We start from the raw sequence: 24,244 nt of genomic DNA on the forward strand, positions 1-24,244 counted from the left end.
CCCGAAGGGCTTCACCGTTCGACTTGCATGTGTTAAGCACGCCGCCAGCGTTCGTCCTGAGCCAGGATCAAACTCTCCGTGAATGTCTACCCGCAGTGCTTAATTAAAAGCGTCGGGTGGCACCCGCGTTGAGCGGCACGGCAACCACCGGAATAGGGCGGTCCCGCGCACTGCGTCCTCGCTAGTGTTTTACTTCAAAAGGAATCTCCAACCCCAGAAGATTCTGAGGCCGGGGATGTCAACATATCTGGCGTTGACTTTTGGCACGCTGTTGAGTTCTCAAGGAACGGACACTTCCTTCGGGCCGCCTTCCAGCGGGCCCTCCGGGCGCTTCGTTCTTTCGTGTTTCAAGCTTATCAGATGTTTTCCGCTCCGTTTTCCGGAGTTTCATTCATCGGAATTCGCTTTCCGCTTGCCCCCGCTCTCTCGCGGCGACTCCGGAACTGTACGGGGACAGGACCGCCACATGCAAATCGCCCCTGCCCGGGATCCCGGGCAGGGGCGATCCGATGTTCAGGCGCCGTCAGATGCGGCCCATCTCCTCGGCGATGGCCGCCACGAAGCCGTCGATGTCGGCCTCCGTGGTGTCGTACGAGCACATCCAGCGCACCTCGCCGGTGTGCTCGTTCCAGAAGTAGAAGCGGTAGTGCTTCTGCAGCCGCTCGCTCACCTCGCGCGGGAGGATCGCGAACACCGCGTTCGCCTGGACCGGGCGCACGATCTCGACGCCGTCGATCCCGCGAACGGCCGCCTCCAGCCGGCTGGCCATCGCATTGGCGTGCCCGGCATTGCGCAGATAGAGGTCGCCGGAGAGCAGCGCCTCGAACTGGACGGAGAGGAAGCGCATCTTCGAGGCGAGCTGCATCGAGGTCTTGCGCAGGAACTTGATGTTCCGCACCCGCTCGGGGTTGAGCACCACCACGACCTCGCCGAACAGCAGGCCGTTCTTCGTACCGCCGAAGGACAGCACGTCGACGCCCACGTCCGTGGTGAAGGCGCGCAGCGGCAGGCCGAGCGCCGCGGCGGCGTTGGCCAGGCGGGAGCCGTCGACGTGGACGAGCATGCCGAGCTGGTGGGCGTGCTCGGTGATCGCACGGATCTCGTCGGCGGTGTAGAGGGTGCCGAGCTCGGTGCTCTGGGTGATGGAGACCGCGAGCGGCTGCGCGCGGTGCTCGTCGCCGAAGCCCCAGGCCTGCTGGTCGAGCAGTTCGGGGGTGAGCTTGCCGTCCGGGGTGGGGACGGTGAGCAGCTTGATGCCGCCCATCTTCTCCGGGGCGCCGCCCTCGTCCACGTTGATGTGGGCGGATTCGGCGGCGACCACGGCACCCCAGCGCGGGAGCAGCGCCTGGAGGGCGACCACGTTGGCGCCGGTGCCGTTGAAGACGGGGTGGGCCTCGGCCTTGTCGCCGAAGTGGCGGCGGAAGACGTCCTGGAGGTGGGCCGTGTAGTCGTCCTCGCCGTAGGCGATCTGGTGGCCGCCGTTGGCGAGGGCTATCGCGGCGAGGATCTCCGGGTGCACGCCGGCGTAGTTGTCGCTGGCGAAGCCGCGGACGGCGGGGTCGTGCCGCCGTACCGCGTCCGTACGGGTGAGGTCGGTCATCGGGCTGTCAGCCACAGGTGCTGTCCGTTCAGTTCTGCTGCGGGGCGGTCCCAGAGGCCCGCCAGGTGTCCGGCGAGGTCGGCGGTGTCGGTGAAGCCGGCGAACTTCGCCTCCGGCTTCTCGGCCCGCATTTCGGGGCTGACCAGCGCCTTGATGACCAGGATCGCAGCCGCCGCGGTGGGCTCGCCGTCGGGGGCGGTGGTCTCCTTCTTGAAGGAGTCCGCCATGGCGAGGGTCCAGGCCTCGGTGGCGGCCTTGGCGGCCGCGTAGGCGGCGCCGCCGGCGGTGGGCTTGTGCGCGGCGGCGGCGGAGATCATCGCGTAGCGACCGGCGGAGCTGCGGACCAGGGCGGGCTGGAAGGCCAGCGAGGTGTGCTGGAGGGTGCGCACGACGGTGTCGTGCAGGAAGTCCCAGTCGTCCAGGCGGGTGTCGAAGAAGGTCTTGCTGCCGCGCCAGCCGCCGACCAGGTGGAACAGACCGTCGACGTGGCCGTGCTCGGCCTCCAGGTGGTCGGCCCAGTCGTGGACCTCCTGCGGGTCGAGCAGGTCGATCACCTGTCCGCTGACCTTGGCCCCGCGCACGGCGATGCGGGTGGCATCCAGCGCGGATTCGAGGCGCTGGGCGTCGATGTCGGCACCGATCACGGTGGCGCCGTCGGCGGTGAGGCGGCGCAGCACCGCCTGGCCGGCCGGGCCGCTGGCTCCGGCGACGGCGATGACCTTGCCGGTCAGCGGGGACTTGGTGGTCGTGGTCACGCGGCGGCTCCCTGGATACCGGTGCCGGTGATGCCGGCGGTGGCGGCGATGACGCCGCCGAGCTTCTTGGACAGGGCCTCGTAGAACATGCTCAGCGGGAACTCGTCCGGGAGCACCGCGTCGCACAGCGCCTTGTTGAGCGCCTTGCCGTCGGTGATGTCGAGCGGCAGCGCCTCGGAGCCCTTCGCCCAGGTGGAGGCGGGGTGCGGGGTGAGGTAGCGGGAGACCAGCTGGTAGGCGGCGATCCAGTGGGCCGGCTTGGGCCGGTCGATGCCGTCGCGGTAGAGGGTCTCGATCTCGGCGCAGAGCGCGTTGGTGACCTGCGGGGCCCGGTCCCAGTCGATGCTGAGGCGGTTGTCGCGCCAGCGCAGCGCGTCGTGCTTGTGCAGGTAGGCGAAGAGCAGCTGGCCGCCCATGCCGTCGTAGTTGCGGACGCGGTCGCCGCTGACCGGGAAGCGGAACAGGCGGTCGAAGAGGATCGCGTACTGGACGTCGCGGGCGTGCGTGTTGCCCTCGGCCTCCAGTTTCACCGCCTCCTTGAAGGTGGTGAGGTCGCAGCGGAGCTCCTCCAGGCCGTACATCCAGAACGGGCTGCGCTGCTTGATCATGAAGGGGTCGAACGGCAGGTCGCCGTGGCTGTGGGTGCGGTCGTGGACGAGGTCCCACAGGACGAAGGTCTCCTGCGCGCGGTCCTGGTCCTTGAGCAGGCCCTCGGCGTCGGCCGGGATCTCCAGGCCGAGCTGCTGGACGGCGCTGGTGGTGACGGCGCGGAAGCGGGCGGCCTCGCGGTCGCAGAAGATGCCGCCCCAGGTGAAACGTTCCGGCGCCTTGCGCACGGCGACCGTCTCGGGGAAGAGGACGGCGGAGTTGGTGTCGTAGCCGGCCGTGAAGTCGGTGAAGGTGATCGGCACGAACATCGGGTTGTCGAAGCGGGTCCGCTCCAGCTCGGCCAGCCAGTCGGGCCACACGACGCTCAGCAGGACGGCTTCCAGGTTGCGGTTCGGGTTGCCGTTCTGCGTGTACATCGGGAAGACGACGAGGTGCTCCAGGCCGTCCTCGCGCTGGTCGGCGGGGTGGAAGGCGAGCAGCGAGTCCAGGAAGTCGGGCTCCCGGTAGCCGGTGTCGGCCCACTTGGCCAGGTCCGCGTCGACGGCGGCCAGGTAGGCGGCGTCGTGCGGGAACAGCGGGGCGAGTTCCTCGACGGCGCCGCGGACAGTGGCCAGCAGCGGGTCGACGGTGTGCCGCTGGACGGCGGACAGGTCGATCGAGCCGTCCTTGGACTGCAGCGGGCGCAGCGTCTCGACGGCCTCCTTCAGGCGCAGCCAGGCCGGGTGGCCGGCGAGGGTCGAGACCGGGGCGTCGGCCGCCGCAGCGAGCCTTGGCGAAAGATTCTGCATCGGGGACTCACTTCGACAGGAGTTATTTCAACGGAGACACCATAAGTACGAAAGGTTCTCCTGTTCAAGGGGGTCGCGACCGACAAAGCTCCGGCGTGGCTCCGCCGAGGCCCTTGCGGGGCCCCGGGTCGCGGGCCCGCCGGCCGGGCGTCCGCCATGTGGACAGGGATCTGGATGTTCTGGACAGACGCACTGTCGGAATGCGAACCTCCCGCCATGCTCCCGGCGGTGATCACGGTGACCGAGTGCCACATCGGCCTGTTCCGGGCGCCCTCTTGTTGTCACGCCTGCTGTCGCGTGCGCGGCCTCTGCCGCCGCTGTCGCTGATCCGGCTCGGAGGGCGCCGCGGACGCGGGCCCGTACGCCGACCATGCCGTGTGTGTTCCGGCGCCGCCACCGGGGGAAGTGACCCGCCGGGCCCGCGGCCGGCCCCGGCCCGCCCGTCGCCTCCCCTGTCCCACCCGGCCCTTGCCTTCCTCCTGTCCCACCCGGCCCTTGCCTCTCCCTGTCCCGCCCGGCCCTTCCTCACTGGAGCCCTGCCATGACCATCCGCAAGCCGTCCGCCGCACTGCCCCTCGCCGCGCTGCTCGCCGCGGCCGCCGCGCTGACCGCGTGCGCGCCGCAGGACGCCAGGTCCGACGGGGCCGCCGCCTCGGGCTCCTCGGGTGCGGCCGGTACCGCCGCGGGCTGCGCGCCGGGAGCGCTGGCGACCCGGACGGCGGGGACGCTGACCGTCGGCACCGACAAGCCCGCGTACGACCCGTGGTTCACCGAGGACAAGCCGGAGAACGGCAAGGGGTTCGAGTCCGCCGTGGCCTTCGCGGTGGCGGAGAAGCTGGGCTACCCCAAGGAGAAGGTCAGCTGGGTGGTCGCGCCGTTCGGCAAGGCCACCTCGCCCGGGGCCAAGGACTTCGACTTCGACGTCAACCAGGTGTCCATCAGTGACGAGCGCAAGCAGGCCGTCGACTTCTCCTCCGGCTACTACGACGTGCGCCAGGCCGTCATCGCGCTGAAGAACTCCAAGGCGGCGGGCGCGAAGAGCATCGCCGACCTGAAGGGCGCCAAGCTGGGCGCGCAGGTCGGCACCACCAGCCTCGACACCATCACCAACACGATCAAGCCGAGCATCCAGCCGGCCGTGTTCGACTCCAACGACCTCGCGAAGGCCGCGCTGAAGAACGGCCAGGTCGAGGCGCTCGTGGTGGATCTGCCGACGGCCTTCTACATCACCGGCGCCGAGGTGCCGGAGGCGCAGGTGGTCGGCCAGTTCGCGGGGGCCACGCAGGGCGAACAGTTCGGCCTGGTGCTGGACAAGGGCTCGAAGCTGACCGGCTGCGTGTCGCAGGCGGTGGACGCGCTGCGCTCCGACGGCACGCTCGCGAGGCTGGAGAAGCAGTGGCTCTCCGACGCCGTCTCGGCACCGGTGCTCAAGTGAGCGGCGACGCGGTGTCGGCCGGTCCGGCGTCGGTCGCCAAGGGCCGGGACGGGAAGGGCCGCGCCGGAAAGGGTCTCGAAGGGGGTGACCTCGACGGGGGTGACCTCGACGGGGAGGGCCTCGACGGCGGCGGGGGCAAGGGGGACGACGACGGCTACCGTCCGTCCGAACGGCGGCTGGCGCACGAGGCGTACCGGCGCGGCCGGGCCCGCCGGTCGGCGCTGATGGCCGCCGGGTCGACCCTGGCGACGGCGGTCGCGCTCTACCTGCTGGTCGTCAACTCCCCCGGCTGGGAGGTGACTCGGAAGACCTTCTTCAACGCCGACTACGCCCGCCAGGCGCTGCCCGAGGTACTGAAGGGGCTGCGGCTCAACCTGGAGCTGATGCTCGGCTGCGGCGCGCTGATCCTGGTGTTCGGCCTGCTGCTCGCGGTGCTGCGGACGCTGCGCGGGCCGGTGTTCCTGCCGGTGCGGCTGCTGGCCACCGCGTACGTGGACTTCTTCCTCGGACTGCCGATGATCATCTGCCTGCTGGTGATGATCACCGGGGTGCCGGCGCTGCGGCTCGGCGGGGTGACCACCGATCCGCTGGTGCTCGGCGGGGCGGCGCTGGTGCTGACGTACTCCGCCTACGTGTCGGAGGTGTTCCGCTCCGGCATCGAGTCGGTGCACCCCAGCCAGCGGGCCGCGGCCCGGTCGCTCGGGCTCACCAACGCGCAGGCGATGCGGTACGTGGTGCTCCCGCAGGCCGTGCGGCGGGTGGTGCCGCCGCTGCTGAACAACCTGGTCAGCCTGCAGAAGGACACCGGGCTGGTCTCGATCGGCGGGGCGATCGACGCGGTGTACGCGGCCAAGATCATCGCGGCCCGGTCGTTCAACTTCACGCCGTACCTGGTGGCGGGGCTGGTGTTCATCGTGCTGACCATTCCGCTGACGCGGTTCGCCGACTGGCTGACCGCGCGGACGAACCGTCGGCAGTTCCAGGGAGGTGCGGTGTGAGCGGGGACGTGCTTCGACTGGAGTCCGTGCGCAAGACCTTCGGCGGCCAGGTGGTGCTGCGCGACGTGGGGTTCGCCGTGCCCGAACACTCGGTGACGGCACTGATCGGGGCGTCCGGCTCCGGCAAGTCCACGCTGATGCGGTGCGTCAACCTGCTGGAGGGGATCGACGACGGGGCGGTCTTCCTGGACGGGGAGGAGATCACCGACCCGCGCGCGGACCAGGACGCCGTCCGCCGCCGGATCGGCGTGGTGTTCCAGTCCTACAACCTGTTCCCGCACCTGACCGTGTTGGAGAACATCACGCTCGCCCCGCGCCGGGTGCACGGACGGGGGCGGGCCGAGGCGGAGTCGGAGGCGCTGGGGCTGCTCGACCGGCTGGGGCTGGCGGCCAAGGCGAAGGAGTACCCGGACCGGCTCTCCGGAGGGCAGCAGCAGCGCGTCGCCATCGTGCGGGCGCTGGCCACCGGGCCCCGGCTGCTGCTGCTCGACGAGATCACCGCGGCGCTCGACCCGGTCCTGGTCGGGGAGGTGCTCTCGGTGGTGCGCGACCTCAAGGAGCAGGGCATGACGATGGTCCTGTCCACCCACGAGATGGGGTTCGCGCGCGAGGTGGCCGACCAGGTCTGCTTCCTGGACGACGGGGTGGTGCTCGAACAGGGGCCGCCGGAGCAGGTGTTCGGCGATCCGCGGGAGGAGCGGACGCGACGGTTCCTCAGCCGGGTGGTCGCCTCGGGGCGGCTCGCGGGCTGAGCACCGGCCGGGGCGGCGGAGCGTGTGCCCGGTGGCCGCGCACCGGGGGGCACCACTGTGCGCCCCGGTGCGCGCCCTGCCCGCGCCCCGGCCACAGCGGTGATCGTGGACTGGACGACCGTCCAGACCGCGGTCGGCGGGCGATGGTGTGGCGGTTCGCCGCCCCCACCGCACCGCCGCCGGCCGCCCGCCCCCGCCGCCCCGGGAGGCCGCCGTTGCACGGACCCTCGCTGATCAGCTGGCTGCTCGCGTTCCTCACCGCCACCGCCGGCGCCTACTGCCTCACCCGGCTGCGCCACTCCCCCTGCGCCACCGACACCACTCACCACTTCGGCGCCCGCCGCCTGCTCGCCCGGGAGTCCGACGCCGCCGAGGCCCTGATGGGGCTCGGCATGGCCGCCATGGCCGTGACCGGCGGCGCCGTCCCGGCCACCGTCTGGGCCTGGGTGTTCGGTCTCCCCGCCACCACCTTCCTGCTCGCCGCCGTACGCGCCCCGGCCCGCCGGGCACACCGGCTGCACCACGCGATCGGCGCGCTCGCCATGACGTACATGGCGCTCGCGATGACCGCCACCCCCGGCCATCACCACCACGCCGCCGACGCGGGCACGCCGCTGCTGACCGGCTCCCTCCTGCTCTACTTCGGCGCCTACTCCCTGTGGGCCGGCACCCGGCTCCTGCACACGGCCTCCGGGACCGTGGCACTCGGCACCGCCGGGCTGCCCCGGGCCTGCCGGCTCACCATGGGCATCGGCATGTTCGCCATGCTCCTGACCATGTGAGCCCGGATCGATCCAAGAGCCCATCCCTGACGTGGCGTTGGTCACTGGCCGGCCGAAAGCCGTTCCTCCGGACGTCATCAGCGCATAGGTTGGCAGGGAGCGCGTTGTCGCGTTCCGTGCGTACTCGGGGAGCCCATGCGATGACTGCCCTGATCGGCCTGCTGCTGCTCGGACTGCTGCTCTCGACCGTCGCGCCCCGGCTGCTGGCCCGGGCCCGCTGGGCGGAGCGCGAACCGGTGCTGGCGCTGCTGGCGTGGCAGTGCCTGGTGGTGGCCGTGCTGCTGTGCTGCGCCCTGGGCCTGCTGCTGGCCGCCTCCGCCGCGCTGCCCGAACTGCGCGCCCTGGTGTTCTCGGGCGCCCCGCACGGCGTCGAGGCCGCGTACGGCCTCCAGGACGCGGAGGGCTGGGGCCGGCTGTGCGCCGCGGTGCTGGCGGCGGGCGGCCTGCAGACGGTGCTGGCGCTCACCCGCGAAGTCCGTTCCGCGAAGGCGATCCGCGACCACCGACATGCTCAACTCACGGTCCGCGCTCCGGAGTTGCCCGAGGCCATCGCGTCCGCCCGCAGTCGCCGGGAGCGGCTGGTGGTGCTGGAGAACGTCCGCCCGGAGGCGTGGTCGCTGCCCGGCCCGGACTCCCGCCTGGTGGTCACCACCGGCGCCCTCCAACAGCTGACCGACCGGGAGTTGGCCGCCGTCCTGAGCCACGAGCGCGGGCACGTCCGGGCCCGGCACCACTGGCTCCAGCAGTGCGCACAGGCGCTCGCCTCCGGCTTCCCCGGGGTCGGCGTGTTCAGCGCCTTCCGGGCCCAGGTGGAGGAACTGGTGGAGCTGGCGGCCGACGACCGGGCGGCGCGCCGGCACGGCCGGCACACCACCGCCCTCGCGCTGGCCGAACTCAACCTGGACCGCGGGGTGTTCGGCTCCTGCCCGCCCGGTCTGGCGCAGTCCCCGCGGCGGGTGGACCGACTGCTCGCGGGCCGTCCTCGACTGTCCGTCCCGCACCGGCTGCGGCTCACCGCCGTCGCCCTCGCCGCACCTGCCGCGGCCGTCCTGCTGGCCGTCGCCCCGGGGCTGACCTCGCTCCTCTGAGAAGGCCCCCACCCCTCCGGAAAGGCCCAATCCGGGCTTCGGTCCACCGAGTTGACACCAGGTCAGCTTGCCGGCGGCTCGTCCAGCGGCCCGAGCGGAGCGCCGAGGGTCAGTTCGAGCACCTCTCGATGGAGCGGCCTGGCCTGCTCGTACCGCTCCCGCCCGGTCCCGGTCAGGGTGATCACGATGGCCCGCCGGTCGCTCTCGCACATCGCCCGGGTGACCAGCCCGCCCTTCTCCAAGCGGGCGATCACCCGGGACAGCGCGCTCTGGCTGAGGTGGACGGTGTGGGCCAGCTCCTGCGCCCGCAGCGCATGACCGCCGCCCTGGCACCCCTCCACCAGGCGCTCCAGCACCTCGAACTCGCTCACGCCCAGCCCGCACTTGTCACCCAGCTCGCGATCGAGCATGCAGGCCGTGGCGGCATGCCGGGCCAGCAGGTCGCGCCATTGCGCGACGAGACCGGCCTCCGCCGGGGAGTCGAGATCAGCCACGGTGCCACCCTAGCACGTGCGCCGTAAAATTATGTGTTCACATCTTATTCATTTGCATTGAATGCACACGCATGTACTGTCCTCCCCATGACCACCGCGACCGCCTCGTCACCCGACGCCCCGTCAACCAGCGGGCTGAGCTGGACACCCCGCCTCTGGGGCACCCTGATCGTGCTCTGCGCCGCCATGTTCCTGGACGCCCTGGACGTCTCCATGGTCGGCGTCGCCCTCCCGTCCATCGGCTCCGAGCTGCACCTCTCCACCTCCGCCCTGCAATGGGTGGTCTCCGGCTACGTGCTCGGCTACGGCGGCCTGCTGCTGCTCGGCGGCCGCGCCGCCGACCTGCTCGGCCGCCGCCGGGTCTTCCTGGTCGCCCTGGGCGTCTTCGCCGCCGCCTCGCTGCTCGGCGGCCTGGTCGACGACGGCGGGCTGCTGATCGCCGCCCGCTTCCTCAAGGGCGTCAGCGCCGCCTTCACCGCCCCCGCCGGCCTGTCGATCATCACCACGACCTTCGCCCAGGGCCCCGCCCGCAACCGGGCGCTGTCGATCTACACCACCTGCGGCGCCAGCGGCTTCTCGCTCGGCCTGGTGCTCAGCGGGCTGCTCACCTCGGTCGGCTGGCGCTGGACGTTCCTGATGCCCGTTCCGGTCGCACTGCTCGCCCTGCTCTTCGCGGTCCGGCTGCTCCCCCGCCCCGCCGAGGAGCGCGCCAAGGGCGGCTACGACGTGCTGGGTGCGATCACCGGCACCGCTACCGTGCTGCTGCTGGTGTTCACCGTCACCGAGGCGCAGGGCGTCGGCTGGCTGAGCCTGCGCACCGTCGGCTCGCTGGTCGTGGTCGCCGCACTGGCCGCAGCCTTCCTGCTGGTGGAGAGCCGCACCGCCCACCCGCTGGTCCGGCTCGGCATCTTCCGCAACGGCTCGGTCGCCCGGGCCAACGTGATCGCCTTCGCCATGGCCGGCGCGTACGGCGGGTTCCAGTTCGTCGTCACGCTCTACCTGCAGCACCTGCTGGGCTGGTCGGCGCTGCAGATGGCCCTCGGGCTGCTGCCGGCCGGCGCGTTCATCGCGCTCTCGGCACCGTTCATGGGCCCGATCGTGGACCGCTTCGGCACCGGCCGGCTGCTGCCGATCGGCCTGCTGGCCCTGGTCGGCGCGTTCGCGCTGTTCCTGCGGCTGGACGAGCACAGCTCGTACCTGGGTCTGGTCCTGCCCTCGATGCTGCTGCTCGGCGTGGGCTTCGCGCTGGCCTTCCCCTCGGTGAACATCGCCGCCACCGACGGCGTGGGCGACGAGGAGCAGGGCCTGGCCTCCGGCCTGGTCAACACCGCGATCCAGGTCGGCACCGCGGTGGTCCTGGCCGGCGCGACCGCGATGATCGCCGCCGGCAGTGCCGGCGGCGACAGCCCGCAGGCGCAGCTGGACGGCTACCGGCCGGCCCTGGTGTTCGTCACGGCGGTCGCGCTGTTCGGCCTGCTGATCGCCGCGGTGGGCGCCCTGGTCGACCGGCGGCGGACGTCAGCTCCCGCGCCGGTGCCGGACTACGATTACCCCCCGGTCGGGTCGAGCGCGGCGCGGACCGAAGTCCTGACCAACCGCTGACCGTCGACCGCCGCCCGGGCCGGGCCCCGGCCCCCGCCGTCGGACAATGGCGCCGGCTCCACCAAACCCCCGTTTTGGTGGAGCCGGCCGTCTTCGTACCGGGCGCCCGAGCGGCGCCCACCGGCGCGCGGTTTCACGGTGCGACTACCGGCTCCGCCAGTATATTGGCCCGGAGCCAACGAACGTTCGGAGCAGACACGATGGCACCTCGCGGGGATTCGGTCAATGAGGAGATGCGGCAACGCTCCCGTCGGCGCATCATGCGAGCCACCGTCGAACTGGTCGACCGGCACGGATACGCGGGCACCACGCTGACCGACATCGCCGAGCGGGCCGGGCTCGCGCGCGGGCTGCTCTCCTACTACTTCGACGGGAAACGGCTGCTGATGCAGTCGGCGACGCACCGGATGATGCACCAGTCGCTCTCCGGCGCGCTCGCCGAGCTGGCCCCGGACGCCACGCCGGCGGCCCGGCTGGCCCGCGCGATCGACGCGGTCCTCACCCTCGCCCTGGAGCACCCGCGGGTGATGCGCTCGCACCTCGCGCTGATCCTGGACCCGGACTCCGGTGCCTTCGTCCAGGACCCGGAGCAGCAGCAGCTCGGCGCGATCCTCCAGGGCCTGCTGCTCGACTGGGGCGCGCCGGACCCGGCCGCCGAGCACGCGGTGCTGCGCAGCGCGCTGATGGGCGGCTGCATCGGGGTGCTGCTGCCGGGCGCCGAACTCCCGCTGGCACTGATCCGGGCCGACCTGTTCCGCCGCTACGACCTGCCCTGGGAACTGGGCACCCCGCCGCAGGCACTGCCGCCGGAACGCGAACGGCCGCCGGCCCGCGGCTGACGGCGGGTGGACGGCGGCTCGGTGTCCGGGCGACCGATCGCGGGTCGCCGGACCCGTACGCTCTGCCGGGAGTTCGCCTCAGCGCTCCTTGAGGATCGACGCCAGCAGGTCCACGGTCCGCTCGGGCGTGAGGCTGTCCACGCAGAGCCGCTCCATGACCTGGATGTACGCGTCGACGTCGTCCCGCTTGTCGAGGTACAGCGCGCTGGTGAGCTGCTCCAGGTAGACGACGTCCGCGAGGTCCTGTTCGGGGAAGCGCAGGATCGTGAACGCCCCGGACTCCCCCGCGTGCGCGCCGAATCGGAACGGCATCACCTGGATCACGACGTTGGCCTGCTCGGCGACGTCGATCAGGTACTGCACCTGGCCGCGCATCACCTTGGGCCCGCCGACGGGGCGGCGCAGCGCGGCCTCGTCGATCACGGCCCACAGTCGCGGGCTGGCGCCCTCGGTCAGCAGCTTCTGGCGACGCAGGCGGAGGCTGACCCGCCGCTCGATCTCCTCCTCGCTGACGACCGGCCGACTCTGGCCGAAAACCGCCCGTGCGTACTCCTCGGACTGCAGCAGTCCGGGGATGAACTGCACCTCGTAGGTGCGGATCAGCTGGGCGGCCTCCTCCAGGCCGACGTAGGTCTGGAACCAGCCCGGCAGCACGTCGTTGAAGCTGTGCCACCAACCGGACTTGTTGGCCTCGCGGACCAGCCCGAGCAGTGCCTCCCGCTCCAGGCCGTCGTCCACGCCGTAGAGGCTGAGCAGGTCGGCGACGTCGCGCTCCTTGAAGCTGACGCGGCCGAGTTCCATGCGGCTGATCTTGGACTCCGAGGCCCTGATCGCGTAGCCGGCGTCCTCGCGCGTGATGCCGCGCGTCTCACGCAGGCGACGCAGCTGAGAACCGAGGAGGATCCGGCGGACCATCGAGCCGCCGCCCGGCTGAACTGTGGTCATGCGGTCGAAACCTCCACCTAGGGCAAACAGCGCACAGTCTGCCATCAGTTGAGCGCTCACGGTGCCGATACTGACGGATGTTCCTATCAGTTCCACACTCCACACACCAGGATGCACGTGCATCCGGCGCTTGCATATGCCAATAGTGCGACTGCACGTGAATCGACTCTTGCATCTGCAGTGAGCGCACACCACCATGGTGCACGTGCACCTGCACATCCCTGGCATTCCCGCGGGCTCCGCGTCGACCCCACGCGCGACTCCGTGCACCGACCCGGCAGCGTTCCCCCGCGCCACCGGGGGTTCGTGTGCGCGCGCGCTGGTCGAGGGGGCGGCCGAGCGGCCGAGCGAGTCGGAGGTGACCGGCATGACCCCGGCGGGTCCAGCCGTGTCCGCCCCCTTATGGGAGGAGCTCTTCATGAGCACCGGTACGGCTTTGGCGGTTGACCCCCATGTGGTCACCTGTACGCTCGCTCCTCGCTTCGAAGCCGTCAGAACCGCGCGCGACTTCGCCAGAACCTCTCTTCAGCGCTGGGGCCTGATGGAGCTGTTCGACGACGTCGCGCTGGTGGCCTCGGAGCTGGTGACCAACGCACTGCGGCATGCGATCGGCGCACGGCCCGACCCTGCGGGTGGCGTCCAGGGCGAGTACGACTTTCCCATACAGCCGACCCCTGAGGGACGGCTGCCGATCCGAATAAGCCTGGTCCACCGCTCTCCCCAGGTGGTCTGCGCGGTGAGCGACCCGAGCTGCATCGGCCCGGTCGCCCGGGAGGCGGACTTCGTCGCCGAGTCCGGCCGCGGACTGCACCTGGTGGAGTCCTTCAGCCGCTCCTGGGGTTGGCACCCACTGGGCAGCGGCAAGGTGGTCTGGGCCCTGTTCGAGGCGGAGCCGGCCACCGGTTCCGAACTCGGTGGACGGCACCGGCGCTCGGCCTAGCGCCAGGCGGCGCGCGGCCGGCCGAGGGAGGCCCCGGGAGGACCGCACCCCGGGCTCCGCGGAGCGGATCGACGGGCCTGGCACAGGTGCGCCACGGGCTCCGGCCCAGCCCTCAGGGCGATTCCCACGACGATTCCCGGGCCTGCCTCCCGGACGAGCCGGCCGGACCGACGGCCGGGCACCCCGGCGGCCCGACTCCCGTCCACGTCCGGGCCCCCAACCGTGCGCGGGACCACCCGCCGCACCTGCGCGCGGTCGGCCACGAGAACGCCCGTCGCGAGAGCGCCCGTCGTGTGGCCCCGGACCGGCCCCGGACAAGACAAAGGCCGTCGCGGTGTCAGTACCCACGACGGCCCCCCGATGGCAGGACGACGGCCGGTCAGACCGCCAGGTGGTCGAACTCCCCGTCCTTGGCCCCCAGCAGCAGGGCGGCGATCTCGGCCCGGGTGTAGATGAGCGCCGGACCTTCCGGGAAGCGCGAGTTGCGCATCGCCACATCGCCCCCCGGCAGGGCCGCGAACTCGACGCAGTTCCCCTGGGAGTTGCTGTGCAGGCTCTTCTGCCAGACAACCCCCTTGAGGTCGGCGGCCGCCATCCCGTTGTAGGTGTCGTACGAGCCGTACGTGTCCTGCGAGTCGTGCATAGAAATCTCCCGAAGAGCTCCGGAGTGGTCGTCCAGCGCGGCGCTCCCGGCACCCGCCGAACGAACGGACCGGCCCCGTACCGGCCCGGCACAACGCCTCACTTGACGCGATGATAGCTGCTGTGCACGTGCATCAGCACGGGACATTGCAGGTGCACGAGGCCTTTCACCGGCAGTTCTGAACTCTTCACGGACCCTTCTCCTGACGGTACGTAAACGGACATAGCCGAGTGAATCGCCAGATTCTCGATAACCGGCCGTGAGCGGCTCCCCGCTGAATGTTGATCTTCAGGCGCCCGGAGTCGCGCCTTCGTGACCCTCCGTCAGGCGACCTCCTGGCTGTGAGACATCTCACGCGCCACAGAAGCAACTCGACGCCCCGTCGGACACGTCAGGGCAACCAGCGGTGATCGCTCGAAGGCTGGGTGAGATATGTCCGGATTGCGGGCAAACCGCCCGGACGGACACGACGGGAGCGCGGCGCACCCGCCATGACCACGTGAAACTCGAACGGCAGCCGAATGCAGGCCTGACGGGCCGATGTCCTACGATCTCCGGCATGAGCACCGCAGCCATCCCGGGCGCGCCACTGCCCGTCCGCACTCCAGGCTCCCGTGCGCGGGGGCGCCACCGTCGCCCCGAGCGCCCCGAGATCCCGGCCGGATCCCCGGCCCTGGTGCTCGCCGTGCCCGCGACCGCCGGGCCCGAGTCCCGCTCGGTCGTCGAGGAGCTGCTGTCGATCGTCCGCAGCGAGCAGAGCGGCATCCAGACCGCCGTCGGCTACCTCCCGGGCGAAGCCGCCCAGGGCGCCGACAGCGACGACCGCACCGTCGCCGAACTGCTGGCCATGGCCGCCGAGGCCGGCCTGCCCGCGCCGGTCCTGGTGCCGCTGGTACCCGGCCCGCACGGATTCCTGACCGAACTCCACGCCCTCGCCGCCGAGTACGGAGCCCCCGTCACCGACGTGCTCGGCCCGCACCCGCTGCTCGCCGAGGCCGTGCACGTGCGCCTGTCCGAGGCCGGCCTGGCGCGTGCCGACCGGGCCCGGCTGTTCGCCATCGCGACCGCCGCGGACGGCGTCGTGCTGACCACCGTCGGCGGCGAGGAGGCCGCCGCCGCGGCCGGCATCACCGGTGTCCTGCTGGCGGCCCGGCTGGCCGTCCCGGTCGTGCCCGCCGCGCTCGACGTGCCGGGCTCGGTCGCCGCGGCCGTCAACCACCTCAAGGAGACCGGCTCCCAGCGCCCGGCGCTGGCCCCGCTGGTGATCGGGCCGGAGGCCGACTCCGAGCTGCTCGCCACGGCCGCCGAGGAGACCGGCTGCCCGTCCGCGGCGCCGCTGGGCGCCTACCCCACGGTCGGCCAGCTGATCGCCTCCACCTACCTGGCCGCGCTGCCGGCGCCCTCCCCCGAGGCCCTGGCGCAGGCCGAGGCCGAGGCGGCGGAGGCCGCCGAGGGCACCTACGCCGACCACTCCGGCCGGGGCGGTCACGCCGCTCACGCCGCCGCCGAGGAGTCGGCCGGCCAGCAGTAGCGGTCACCGCACGCGGGAAGGGCCCGGAACGGCTACGTTCCGGGCCCTTCCCGCTTGTCCCGTAAGGGAGTTAAAGAACGAATAGGTGCGATGTCTGTTCTGTCCATATTTGTTCACCATCGCTCGACACATCCCCCGACGACCACAGTGCGGACACGCCGCCCTCCCGACGGACGGGCCCCCGGGCGACCCGACCCACCGTCACCCGCCTCCTGAAGCGCAGACAGTTGCGCGCACCCTTCGCGGGGTTGCCGGAAATCGGTCATTTCCGATCATGAAAAGCGAGGGGAACGACCGTTCTCGTCAAACCGTGATGCGCGTCACAGGTGTTTGCAGTTTGAACTTAAGTCTGCTTAACGTGCTCCCCGTTCGTGGCCACACGAACCCAGTTCATCCGCGACGCCGAGTCCTGCCGTCGGATGTCCTGGCAGCGCGAAAACGCACCACGGCAGGAGCGGGGGACCCACAGGTAAGTCGCCCCGGACCGTTCCCCGGAACGATCCAGGGCTAGGGGTGAAGCCGCGCCCACAGCGCGGCCGGGCAACTCCAGCCCGAATCCGACAGCTCACCTCGCAGGCGTGGGAGAGGACTGCGTCTTCATGCTGCCCACCAACGGCACCCGTCTGTCCAGTCGTACCCGACGCGTGATCGCCGCCGTCGGCGTCGCGGGCGTCGGCCTCACCATCCCCTGCCTCACCTCCGGCACCGCCTCCGCCGCCTCCGTCGCCACCTGGGACAAGGTCGCCCAGTGCGAGAGCACCGGCAACTGGAGCATCAACACCGGCAACGGCTTCTACGGCGGACTGCAGTTCACCTCCAGCACCTGGGCCGCCTTCGGCGGCACCGCCTACGCCCCCCAGGCCAACCAGGCCACCAAGGACCAGCAGATCGCCGTCGCCGAGAAGGTCCTCGCCTCGCAGGGCCCCGGCGCCTGGCCCGTGTGCTCGGTCCAGGCCGGCCTGACCAAGGGCGGCGCCCCGGCCGCCGTCGACACCTCGGCCGGTTCGACCACCGGCTCGGCTGCCGGTTCGACCGCCACCAAGCCCGCCGCGAAGCCGGCCGCCCCGGCCGCGAAGCCCGCGCAGACCCCGGCCCCGGCCGCGAAGCCCGCCAAGCCGGCCGCACCGGCCCAGGACCAGGCGCAGGCCCCCGCCGACTCCACCAACGGCACCTCGGCCCAGAAGGGCCAGAGCCAGGCCCGGAACAGCGCCCAGCCCCAGGCCGACGACTACACCGTCGCCTCCGGCGACTGGCTGTCCTCGATCGCCGACAAGCACAACCTCCAGGGCGGCTGGCAGCGGCTGTACGAACTCAACCGCGGCACCCTGACCGAGGGTCCGGACAGCATCTACCCGGGCCAGCGCCTCTCGTTCAAGGACGGCGGCCAGGCCCAGCAGTCGGCTCAGGCCGACCGGTCCGGCTCCGGCTCGTCGGCCACGTCCGGCTCGGACTTCACCTGGTTCGACCGCTCGCAGAAGTCCGGCCAGACCTCCAACGGCGCTGCCGCGAACGCCAAGCCGGCCGCCCAACCCCAGGCCCAGGCCACCAAGCCGGCCTCCAAGCCGGCCGCCCAGACTCAGACCCCGGCTCAGACCCCGGCCGCCACCGGCAGCATGGCCGCCGCGGTCTCCTTCGCCCAGTCGAAGGTCGGCCAGGCGTACGTCTACGGCGGCACCGGCAACGGCGGCTGGGACTGCTCCGGCCTGACCCAGGCCGCGCTGCGCGCCGCGGGCGTCTCCGTCCCGCGCGTCGCCGCCGACCAGGCCGCCGCCAGCACCCGCGTCTCGCTGGACAGCCTGCAGGCGGGCGACCTGCTGTTCTGGTCCAACAACGGCCAGAACTCCGGCGTCTACCACGTCGCGATCTACATCGGCGGCGGCCAGTACGTCGAGGCCGCCAACCCGAGCTCGGGCGTGCGCCTGCAGACCGTCGCCAACTGGGCGCCGGACTTCGCCGGCCGGGTCTGAGCACGACCCACGACCGACGGGTGACAGCCGACAACTGACGGCTGACCCGGCACCCTGGTGGCACACGACGGGCCCCGGAGAGCAACTGCTCTCCGGGGCCCGTCCGTTGACCGTCCTCAGCGCGCGCAGGCCCCCGTGGACCCGCGCATGACCAGCTCCGGCTGGAACATGAACTCCCCGCGCTGGACGGCGTTTCCGCCGACCTCCTCCAGCAGCGCGTCCACCGCCGCGGTCGCCATCGCCTCGACCGGCTGGCGGATCGTGGTCAACGGCGGCTCGGTGAAGGCGATCAGCGGCGAGTCGTCGAAGCCGACCACCGAGACGTCGTGCGGCACCGACAGCCCACGCTGCCGCACCGCCCGGATCGCCCCGAGCGCCATCATGTCGCTGCCGCAGACGATCGCCGTGCAGCCCTTGTCCAGCAGCGCGCCGGCCGCCGCGTGCCCGCCCTCCACGCTGAACAGCGTGTGGTGGACGAGTTCCTCGGCCTCCTCCTGGCTCCGTCCCAGCACCTCGCGCATCGCCGCCGTGAAGCCCTCGATCTTGCGCAGCACCGGCACGTACCGCCGCTGCCCGACCGCCAGCCCGATCCGCTCGTGCCCGAGTTCGGCCAGGTGCTGGACGGCCATCCACATCGCGGCCCGGTCGTCCGGCGAGATGAACGGCGCGTCGATCCGCTCGCTGTAGCCGTTGATCAGCACGAACGGCACCCCTCGCCCGGTCAGCCGGGCGTAGCGGTCGTGGTCGGCGGTGGAGTCGGCGTGCAGCCCGGAGACGAAGACGATGCCCGCCACGCCCCGGTCGACCAGCATCTCGACCAGTTCGTCCTCGGTGGACCCGCCCGGCGTCTGGGTGCACAGCACCGGGGTGTACCCGTGCCGGCTGAGCACCTGCTCGATCACCTGGGCCAGTGCGGGGAAGATCGGGTTGCTCAGCTCCGGCGTGATCAGCCCGATCAGGCCGGCGCTGCGCTGGCGCAGTCGGGTCGGCCGCTCGTAGCCGAGCACGTCGAGCGCCGCCAGCACGGTCTGCCGGGTGGCGGCGGAGACGTTCGCCTTGCCGTTGAGTACGCGGGAGACGGTGGCTTCGCTGACCCCCGCCTGCGCCGCGATGTCTGAGAGTCGCGCCGTAGTCACGGTCCCAGAGCCTATTGCAACCACGTCAGACCGCCCACCAGCCGGTGCTGTCCGGCGCGAGCACCGTCTCGCCGCCGTCGACCACCAGTTCCACCGAGGAGAGCAGCAGCTTTCCGGGCGCCGCTATCCGGACCGGCGCGTCCGTGGCGTTGACGGTGCAGACGAAGGAGCCGCGGCGGAACGCCAGGGTCCCCTCGGGGCCCTCCAGCCACTCCACGGCCGTCCCGGCGCCGAGGTCGTCCTGGGAACGGCGGACGGCGAGCGCGCTGCGGTACAGCTCCAGGGTGGACGCCGGGTCGCCGGTCTGCGCCTCGACGCTCAGCGCGGCCCACTCGGCCGGCTGCGGCAGCCAGGACGGCCCGCCGGCGACCGGGCCGAAGCCGTACGGGGCCTCGGTGCCGGACCACGGGATCGGGACGCGGCAGCCGTCGCGGTAGCCGTCCTGCCCGGCCTTGCGGAAGAACGACGGGTCCTGGCGGACCTCGTCCGGCAGGTCGGTGACGTCCGGCAGACCGAGTTCCTCGCCCTGGTAGATGTACGCGGAGCCGGGCAGCGCGAGCATCAGCAGGGTGGCGGCGCGGGCGCGGCGCAGGCCGAGCTCGCGGTCGCCGGGCGTGCGGATCTGGGTGCCGAGGCCGGGCGGGTTGGCGAAACGGGTGGCGTGCCGGGTGACGTCGTGGTTGGACAGCACCCAGGTGGTGGGGGCGTCGACCGGGCGCATCGAGTCGAGCGAGACGTCGATCACCTCGCGCAGCGCGGCGGCGTCCCAACCAGTGCCCAGGTACTGGAAGTTGAATGCCTGGTGCAGCTCGTCGGGGCGCACGTAGTTGGCGGTGCGCTGGACGGTCGGGGTCCAGGCCTCGGCGACGCCGATCCGCTGGCCCGGGTACTCGTCGAGGATCTTGCGCCAGCTGCGGTAGATCTCGTGCACGCCGTCCTGGTCGAAGAACGGCATGACGTCGTTGCCGAGCAGCTTGAGCTGGTCCGAGCCGCCGAGGTCGGGCAGGCCGGGGGCCTTCACCAGGCCGTGGGCGACGTCGATGCGGAAGCCGTCGACGCCCATGTCGAGCCAGAACCGCAGGATCGAGCGGAACTCGTCGGCGACGGCCCGGTTCTCCCAGTTGAAGTCGGGCTGCTCGGGGGCGAACAGGTGCAGGTACCAGTCGCCGGGGGTGCCGTCCGGGTTCTCGCTGCGGGTCCAGGCCGGGCCGCCGAAGATGGACTCCCAGTCGTTGGGCGGCAGTTCGCCGTTCTCGCCCTTGCCGGGGCGGAAGTGGTACCGCTCGCGCAGCGGGGACTCGGGGCCCTCGCGCAGGGCGCGCTGGAACCACTCGTGCTGGTCCGAGGAGTGGTTCGGGACGAGGTCGACGATGATCCGCAGCCCCAGTTGGTGGGCGTCCCGGATGAGCGCGTCGGCGTCCAGCAGGCTGCCGAACATCGGGTCCACGGCGCGGTAGTCGGCGACGTCGTAGCCCGCGTCCGCCTGCGGCGAGGCGTAGAACGGCGAGAGCCAGACCGCGTCCACGCCGAGGTCGCGCAGGTACGGCAGGCGGCTGCGGATGCCGGGCAGGTCACCCATGCCGTCGCCGTTGGAGTCGGCGAAGCTGCGCGGGTACACCTGGTAGATGACCGCGTCCCGCCACCAGCCTCTGGACGCGCCGCCAGTCGCAGGAGCCGGGGTGACCGCCTCGTGGGCGGCGGCGTCGGCGGCAGGCCGGGAGGTGTCGGCCAGGTTCTGGGTCATGGACGGTATCCCTTGGGGACTAGAGGAGCGAGGAGCGTTACGACTTGGAGGCACCGGCTGTCAGACCGGTGACCAGGTGGCGCTGCACCAGGTAGAAGAAGGCTGCCGACGGGATCGCGATCAGCACGGCGGTCGCGGCCATCAGGTTCCACTGGGCGTCGTGCTCGCTGACGAAGGTCTGCAGGCCCACGGCCAGCGTGTACTTGTCGGAGCTGAGCATGAAGGTGGAGGCGAACGGCACCTCGGCCCAGTACGTGAGGAAGGAGTAGAAGGCGGCCACCGCCAGGCCCGGGCGGGCGAGCGGCAGCACCAGCCGCCAGAAGGTGCCGAACGGGCTGAGCCCGTCGACCCGGCCGGCCTCGTCGATCTCCACCGGGATGGTGTCGAAGTAGCCCTTCAGCAGCCACGCGCAGTACGGCACGGTGGTGGTCGAGTAGACCAGGATCAGGCCCAGGTAGCTGTCCAGCAGGCCGAGGTCGGAGAGCATCGTGTACATCGGCACGATCAGCACCGCGATCGGGAACATCTGGGTGACCAGCAGCGACCACATCAGCGGCCGGTGGCCGGGGAAGCGCATCCGGGAGACGGCGTAGCCGGTGGTGGCGGCGACCAGGACGCCGAACACGGTGGTGACGCCGGAGACCAGCAGGGCGTTGCCGAACCAGGTGAAGAAGTCCGTGTCGAACAGCACGTGGTGGTAGTTCGACAGCGTGAGCTTGTCGAGGATCGCGCCGGGGTGGAGGTAGTCGGTCTTGTCCGGGCCGAGCGAGACGAAGAGGATCCACGCCACCGGGAACAGCGCGATCAGGCCGGCCACGATCAGGGTGCCGTGGGACAGCGCCCTGGCCAGCAGGCTGCTCTCACCGCGCCGGCGGACCTTGGCCGGCCGGGCGGCCGGGGCCACGGTCGTCGCGGGGGTGGGGAGTTCGGTGGTGGTGCTCATCGGGGGTACCTGCCTTCGTGGGTCAACTGGGTCCGGGGCCTCAGCCGTTGGCCTGCTCGTTGCGGGCGAGCCAGCGCCGGTAGAAGGCGGTGAAGACGATCAGGATGGACAGCAGGATCACGCCGTAGGCGGCGGACTGCGCGTAGTCCCGGGGGATCTGGCCGAAGCCGAGGCGGTAGGCCCAGGTGACCAGCAGCTGGGCGTCGGGCGCACCGGTGCCGAAGAGCAGGAAGATGACGTTGAACTGGTTGAACGTCCAGATCACGCCGAGCAGGACGACGGTGGAGGAGACGGCCCGCAGCCCGGGCAGGGTGACGTACCGGAAGCGCTGCCACGGCGTGGCGCCGTCCATCTCGGCGGCCTCGTACAGCTCGGCCGGGATCGACTGCAGGCCGCCGAGCAGCGAGATCATCATGAACGGCACGCCGGCCCAGGTGTTGACCAGGATCGCGGCGGACTTCTGCGCCCACGGGTCGGTGAGCCAACCGGGTTCGGGCAGGTGGAGGAAGGCGAGCATGCTGTTGACGACACCGCCGTCGGACAGCATCAGTCGCCAGGAGAAGACGGTGACGAAGGTCGGCACGGCCCAGGGCAGGATGAGCAGCATCCGGTAGACGGCGCGGCCGCGCAGCTTCTTGTTGAGCAGCAGGGCGAGGCCCAGGCCGAGGGTGTAGTGCAGGCAGACGCAGATGGCCGTCCAGGCGATGGTCCAGACGAAGTGGGACCAGAAGCGGTCGTACGAGCCGGGGCCCCACAGGATGTCGGCGTAGTTGTGGAAGCCGACGAAGTCGTAGCTGGCCGGGATCTCGTTGACGCCGATCTTGCGGGCGACGTTGAGGCTGTTGGCGTCGGTCAGGGTGAGCCAGAGGCCCTGGACCAGCGGGTAGAGCACCAGCGCACCGAGGACCAGCACCACGGGGGCGATCATCGCGTAGGCGTACCAGTGCTTGGCGTAGGAGCGCTTGACGCGTTCCAGCAGGCCCGGACGCTGCTCGCGCTCCGGGCTGCCCTTGCCGGTGGCGCCCTGCACGGCGACTGACATCGATTGACACCTTCTCGGGGGGAAGTCTCGGGGAGAGCGGGTCCGGCCGCCGGGCCCGCCGGGTGGCCGCCGCCGCGAGAGCGGCGGCGGCCCGGACGGCCGACGGCGACTACTTGGCGAAGCCCGGCAGCAGCTTGGCGTAGTCGGTGGCGACGGTGTTCAGCGCGTCCTGGGTGCCGGTGCCCTGGACGGCCTTGCCCAGGTTGGTGCCGAGCGAGGAGAACAGCGAGCTGTACTCGGGCAGTTCGGGGCGCGGCTTGGCGCTGCCGAGGACGGCCTGGAAGCCGGCGATGCCGGGGTCGGCCTTGACGTCGGCGGTGAAGGCGTCGGAGCGGGTCGGCAGGGTGGAGTTCTTCTGCGCGATGAACGCCTGGCTCTCCGCCGAGGTCATGAAGGCGGCGAACTTCTCGGCGGCGGCCTTGTGGGCCTGGTCGGCACCGGCGTAGACGGAGATGTTGTGCCCGCCGGTGGGCGCACCGGACTTGCCGCTGGAGCCCGCCGGGACGGGCGCGATGCCGAGGTTGTTCTTGTCGGCGAACGCGGCGCCCTTGTAGATGTTGGTGATCTCCCACGGGCCCTGGACGATGGCCGCGACCTTGCCGTTGTTGAAGGCGTCCATCATGTGCGCGTAGGCGTCGGTGGTGACGTCGGCCTTGGCCATGCCGGGCGCGGTGAACATCGTCTTGTAGGTCTCGATGGCCTTGACGGCCTCCGGCGAGGTGACGGTGATCTTCTTGCCGGCGGCGTCGACGGTGTCGGTGCCCTCGCCGAACAGGAACGGCATCGCGTAGTAGCCGTCCGCGGCCTTCAGCCAGAAGCCGTCGACACCGGCCTTGTCCTTGAGCGCGGCGGCGTCGGTCTTCAGCTCGTCCCAGGTCTTGGGGGCGTCGGTGATGCCGGCCTTGGCGAACAGCTCCTTGTTGTAGAGCAGGCCCAGGGTGTCGGTGACCAGCGGCACGCCGTACAGCTTGCCGTCGAACTTGGCCTGCTGGATCAGGCTGGGCTGGAAGGCGGAGGTGTCGGCGACGGCCGGGGTGCCGTCGAGCGGCTCCAGGTAGCCGGCCTTGGCGAAGGCGGCGGTCCAGCCGACCTCGGAGCGGAACACGTCCGGAGCGCCCTTGGCCCCCATGGCGGTCTGGAGCTTGTTCTGCGCCTGGTCGAACGGGACGTTGACGAAGTCGACCTTGACGTTCGGGTTGGCGGCCTCGAACTTCTTGACCAGCTCCTGGTAGTTCGGCGCCTCGTTGGTGGCGTTCGAGGTGTCCCAGTAGGTGAGGGTGACCGGCCCGTCGGCCTTGCCGTTTGAGCTGGAGCCGCTGCTGCCACAGGCAGCCATCGAGACCGCGAGGGCCACAACGAGGGCAGAGGCCGCGATGCCACGCCGCATGAGAACTCCTTGGGAGGGTGGGGGTGCCCGAGATCTTCGGAGACAGGCGCATAATGGCTGCCTCGTGCCGACTGCACCGTTGCTGCCGTCGGGCTCGGAAGGAAGTTAACAGCGGTGCAATAGCGACGGAAAGTCCTTGCAGCAAGTTTCTGCAAGAAATGGCGATCGTTACGCCCACGTGTCCTGGGCGTAGCCGCACGGTAGTTGACAGTGCGACCAAATGT

21 protein-coding genes, 1 rRNA gene and 1 riboswitch are annotated in these 24,244 nt (G+C 71.2%); of the genes, 10 read left to right on the forward strand and 12 right to left on the reverse strand.

The features are described 5' to 3' along the window. The 4 genes from ACIO9K_RS00005 to ACIO9K_RS00020 all read right to left on the reverse strand — a co-directional run. Positions 1–83, reverse strand: a 16S ribosomal RNA gene (locus ACIO9K_RS00005); the annotation flags it as partial. Between the two features lie 440 nt (positions 84–523). Then, positions 524–1,600 (reverse strand): low specificity L-threonine aldolase, encoded by a 1,077-nt coding sequence (locus ACIO9K_RS00010; protein ID WP_363617033.1) that lies wholly within the window; start codon positions 1,598–1,600, stop codon positions 524–526. Then, a complete protein-coding gene (locus tag ACIO9K_RS00015) occupies positions 1,597–2,355 on the reverse strand; it encodes an SDR family NAD(P)-dependent oxidoreductase (RefSeq protein WP_350875646.1) in 759 nt (252 codons plus the stop codon). Before ACIO9K_RS00015 ends, ACIO9K_RS00010 begins: the two co-directional genes overlap by 4 nt. Beyond that, a complete protein-coding gene (locus tag ACIO9K_RS00020) occupies positions 2,352–3,752 on the reverse strand; it encodes a DUF6421 family protein (protein ID WP_400325452.1) in 1,401 nt (466 codons plus the stop codon). Before ACIO9K_RS00020 ends, ACIO9K_RS00015 begins: the two co-directional genes overlap by 4 nt. Before the next feature lie 541 nt (positions 3,753–4,293). Here ACIO9K_RS00020 and ACIO9K_RS00025 point away from each other — a divergent pair. The 5 genes from ACIO9K_RS00025 to ACIO9K_RS00045 all read left to right on the forward strand — a co-directional run bounded on the left by ACIO9K_RS00025 (position 4,294) and on the right by ACIO9K_RS00045 (position 8,807). Next, positions 4,294–5,187 (forward strand): ABC transporter substrate-binding protein, encoded by an 894-nt coding sequence (locus ACIO9K_RS00025; RefSeq protein WP_363616986.1) that lies wholly within the window; start codon positions 4,294–4,296, stop codon positions 5,185–5,187. 176 nt (positions 5,188–5,363) lie between these two features. Beyond that, a complete protein-coding gene (locus ACIO9K_RS00030; protein ID WP_350875703.1) occupies positions 5,364–6,185 on the forward strand; it encodes an amino acid ABC transporter permease in 822 nt (273 codons plus the stop codon). Beyond that, complete coding sequence (locus ACIO9K_RS00035) at positions 6,182–6,937, forward strand: amino acid ABC transporter ATP-binding protein (RefSeq protein WP_363616984.1); 756 nt, start codon at positions 6,182–6,184, stop codon at positions 6,935–6,937. Before ACIO9K_RS00030 ends, ACIO9K_RS00035 begins: the two co-directional genes overlap by 4 nt. A 215-nt stretch (positions 6,938–7,152) precedes the next feature. Beyond that, positions 7,153–7,719 carry a DUF5134 domain-containing protein gene (locus ACIO9K_RS00040; RefSeq protein ID WP_400325456.1) on the forward strand — a complete coding sequence of 189 codons (567 nt, stop codon included), beginning with the start codon at positions 7,153–7,155 and terminating at the stop codon, positions 7,717–7,719. Between the two features lie 140 nt (positions 7,720–7,859). Then, on the forward strand, positions 7,860–8,807 hold the full coding sequence (locus ACIO9K_RS00045; RefSeq protein WP_400325459.1) for a M56 family metallopeptidase: 948 nt from the start codon (positions 7,860–7,862) through the stop codon (positions 8,805–8,807). 62 nt (positions 8,808–8,869) lie between these two features. On the opposite strand, the gene ACIO9K_RS00050 is transcribed toward ACIO9K_RS00045, so the two are convergent. Then, positions 8,870–9,301, reverse strand: a complete 432-nt coding sequence (locus ACIO9K_RS00050; protein ID WP_400325462.1) for a MarR family winged helix-turn-helix transcriptional regulator — start codon at positions 9,299–9,301, stop codon at positions 8,870–8,872. 87 nt (positions 9,302–9,388) lie between these two features. On the opposite strand from ACIO9K_RS00050, the gene ACIO9K_RS00055 reads away from it, so the two are divergent. Next, on the forward strand, positions 9,389–10,903 hold the full coding sequence (locus ACIO9K_RS00055; RefSeq protein ID WP_363616976.1) for an MFS transporter: 1,515 nt from the start codon (positions 9,389–9,391) through the stop codon (positions 10,901–10,903). A 260-nt stretch (positions 10,904–11,163) separates the two neighbouring features. Continuing rightward, the gene (locus ACIO9K_RS00060; RefSeq protein WP_363616975.1) at positions 11,164–11,742 is read left to right on the forward strand and encodes a TetR family transcriptional regulator; all 579 of its coding nucleotides are present in this window, start codon (positions 11,164–11,166) and stop codon (positions 11,740–11,742) included. Between the two features lie 78 nt (positions 11,743–11,820). Here ACIO9K_RS00060 and ACIO9K_RS00065 read toward each other — a convergent pair whose 3' ends face one another. Beyond that, complete coding sequence (locus tag ACIO9K_RS00065) at positions 11,821–12,687, reverse strand: helix-turn-helix transcriptional regulator (RefSeq protein ID WP_063350131.1); 867 nt, start codon at positions 12,685–12,687, stop codon at positions 11,821–11,823. Between the two features lie 418 nt (positions 12,688–13,105). On the opposite strand from ACIO9K_RS00065, the gene ACIO9K_RS00070 reads away from it, so the two are divergent. Next, entirely contained in the window at positions 13,106–13,627 is a 522-nt protein-coding gene (locus ACIO9K_RS00070; RefSeq protein ID WP_363585896.1) for an ATP-binding protein, read from the forward strand. 379 nt (positions 13,628–14,006) lie between these two features. Here ACIO9K_RS00070 and ACIO9K_RS00075 read toward each other — a convergent pair whose 3' ends face one another. After that, the gene (locus ACIO9K_RS00075; RefSeq protein WP_363585895.1) at positions 14,007–14,270 is read right to left on the reverse strand and encodes a DUF397 domain-containing protein; all 264 of its coding nucleotides are present in this window, start codon (positions 14,268–14,270) and stop codon (positions 14,007–14,009) included. A 559-nt stretch (positions 14,271–14,829) separates the two neighbouring features. On the opposite strand from ACIO9K_RS00075, the gene ACIO9K_RS00080 reads away from it, so the two are divergent. Both ACIO9K_RS00080 and ACIO9K_RS00085 read left to right on the forward strand, forming a co-directional pair. Then, positions 14,830–15,801 (forward strand): hypothetical protein, encoded by a 972-nt coding sequence (locus tag ACIO9K_RS00080; protein ID WP_400325468.1) that lies wholly within the window; start codon positions 14,830–14,832, stop codon positions 15,799–15,801. A 431-nt stretch (positions 15,802–16,232) separates the two neighbouring features. Beyond that, positions 16,233–16,393: riboswitch (cyclic di-AMP (ydaO/yuaA leader) on the forward strand. Further along, on the forward strand, positions 16,380–17,768 hold the full coding sequence (locus tag ACIO9K_RS00085; protein ID WP_400325471.1) for a transglycosylase family protein: 1,389 nt from the start codon (positions 16,380–16,382) through the stop codon (positions 17,766–17,768). It overlaps the preceding riboswitch by 14 nt. 116 nt (positions 17,769–17,884) lie before the next feature. On the opposite strand, the gene ACIO9K_RS00090 is transcribed toward ACIO9K_RS00085, so the two are convergent. The 5 genes from ACIO9K_RS00090 to ACIO9K_RS00110 all read right to left on the reverse strand — a co-directional run bounded on the left by ACIO9K_RS00090 (position 17,885) and on the right by ACIO9K_RS00110 (position 24,020). Beyond that, a complete protein-coding gene (locus ACIO9K_RS00090; RefSeq protein WP_208869121.1) occupies positions 17,885–18,904 on the reverse strand; it encodes a LacI family DNA-binding transcriptional regulator in 1,020 nt (339 codons plus the stop codon). Between the two features lie 25 nt (positions 18,905–18,929). Next, positions 18,930–20,648 carry a glycoside hydrolase family 13 protein gene (locus ACIO9K_RS00095; RefSeq protein ID WP_400325475.1) on the reverse strand — a complete coding sequence of 573 codons (1,719 nt, stop codon included), beginning with the start codon at positions 20,646–20,648 and terminating at the stop codon, positions 18,930–18,932. A gap of 37 nt (positions 20,649–20,685) precedes the next feature. Then, positions 20,686–21,591 (reverse strand): carbohydrate ABC transporter permease, encoded by a 906-nt coding sequence (locus tag ACIO9K_RS00100; RefSeq protein ID WP_363585891.1) that lies wholly within the window; start codon positions 21,589–21,591, stop codon positions 20,686–20,688. A 40-nt stretch (positions 21,592–21,631) separates the two neighbouring features. Further along, complete coding sequence (locus ACIO9K_RS00105) at positions 21,632–22,633, reverse strand: sugar ABC transporter permease (protein WP_363616967.1); 1,002 nt, start codon at positions 22,631–22,633, stop codon at positions 21,632–21,634. 109 nt (positions 22,634–22,742) lie between these two features. Continuing rightward, the gene (locus ACIO9K_RS00110) at positions 22,743–24,020 is read right to left on the reverse strand and encodes an extracellular solute-binding protein (RefSeq protein ID WP_063350123.1); all 1,278 of its coding nucleotides are present in this window, start codon (positions 24,018–24,020) and stop codon (positions 22,743–22,745) included. Between the last annotated feature and the right edge of the window lie 224 nt (positions 24,021–24,244).

The sequence above is a fragment of the Kitasatospora sp. NPDC087271 genome (assembly GCF_044744605.1).
Taxonomy (GTDB): domain Bacteria; phylum Actinomycetota; class Actinomycetes; order Streptomycetales; family Streptomycetaceae; genus Kitasatospora.

Coding starts and splice junctions, on each gene's coding strand:
- ACIO9K_RS00075 (WP_363585895.1), bottom strand. CDS start 14,270: ATGCACGACTCGCAGGACACGTACGGCTCGTACGACACCTACAACGGG.
- ACIO9K_RS00045 (WP_400325459.1), top strand. CDS start 7,860: ATGACTGCCCTGATCGGCCTGCTGCTGCTCGGACTGCTGCTCTCGACC.
- ACIO9K_RS00065 (WP_063350131.1), bottom strand. CDS start 12,687: ATGACCACAGTTCAGCCGGGCGGCGGCTCGATGGTCCGCCGGATCCTC.
- ACIO9K_RS00095 (WP_400325475.1), bottom strand. CDS start 20,648: ATGACCCAGAACCTGGCCGACACCTCCCGGCCTGCCGCCGACGCCGCC.
- ACIO9K_RS00105 (WP_363616967.1), bottom strand. CDS start 22,633: ATGTCAGTCGCCGTGCAGGGCGCCACCGGCAAGGGCAGCCCGGAGCGC.
- ACIO9K_RS00080 (WP_400325468.1), top strand. CDS start 14,830: ATGAGCACCGCAGCCATCCCGGGCGCGCCACTGCCCGTCCGCACTCCA.
- ACIO9K_RS00055 (WP_363616976.1), top strand. CDS start 9,389: ATGACCACCGCGACCGCCTCGTCACCCGACGCCCCGTCAACCAGCGGG.
- ACIO9K_RS00010 (WP_363617033.1), bottom strand. CDS start 1,600: ATGACCGACCTCACCCGTACGGACGCGGTACGGCGGCACGACCCCGCC.
- ACIO9K_RS00025 (WP_363616986.1), top strand. CDS start 4,294: ATGACCATCCGCAAGCCGTCCGCCGCACTGCCCCTCGCCGCGCTGCTC.
- ACIO9K_RS00020 (WP_400325452.1), bottom strand. CDS start 3,752: ATGCAGAATCTTTCGCCAAGGCTCGCTGCGGCGGCCGACGCCCCGGTC.
- ACIO9K_RS00100 (WP_363585891.1), bottom strand. CDS start 21,591: ATGAGCACCACCACCGAACTCCCCACCCCCGCGACGACCGTGGCCCCG.
- ACIO9K_RS00070 (WP_363585896.1), top strand. CDS start 13,106: ATGAGCACCGGTACGGCTTTGGCGGTTGACCCCCATGTGGTCACCTGT.
- ACIO9K_RS00110 (WP_063350123.1), bottom strand. CDS start 24,020: ATGCGGCGTGGCATCGCGGCCTCTGCCCTCGTTGTGGCCCTCGCGGTC.
- ACIO9K_RS00060 (WP_363616975.1), top strand. CDS start 11,164: ATGCGAGCCACCGTCGAACTGGTCGACCGGCACGGATACGCGGGCACC.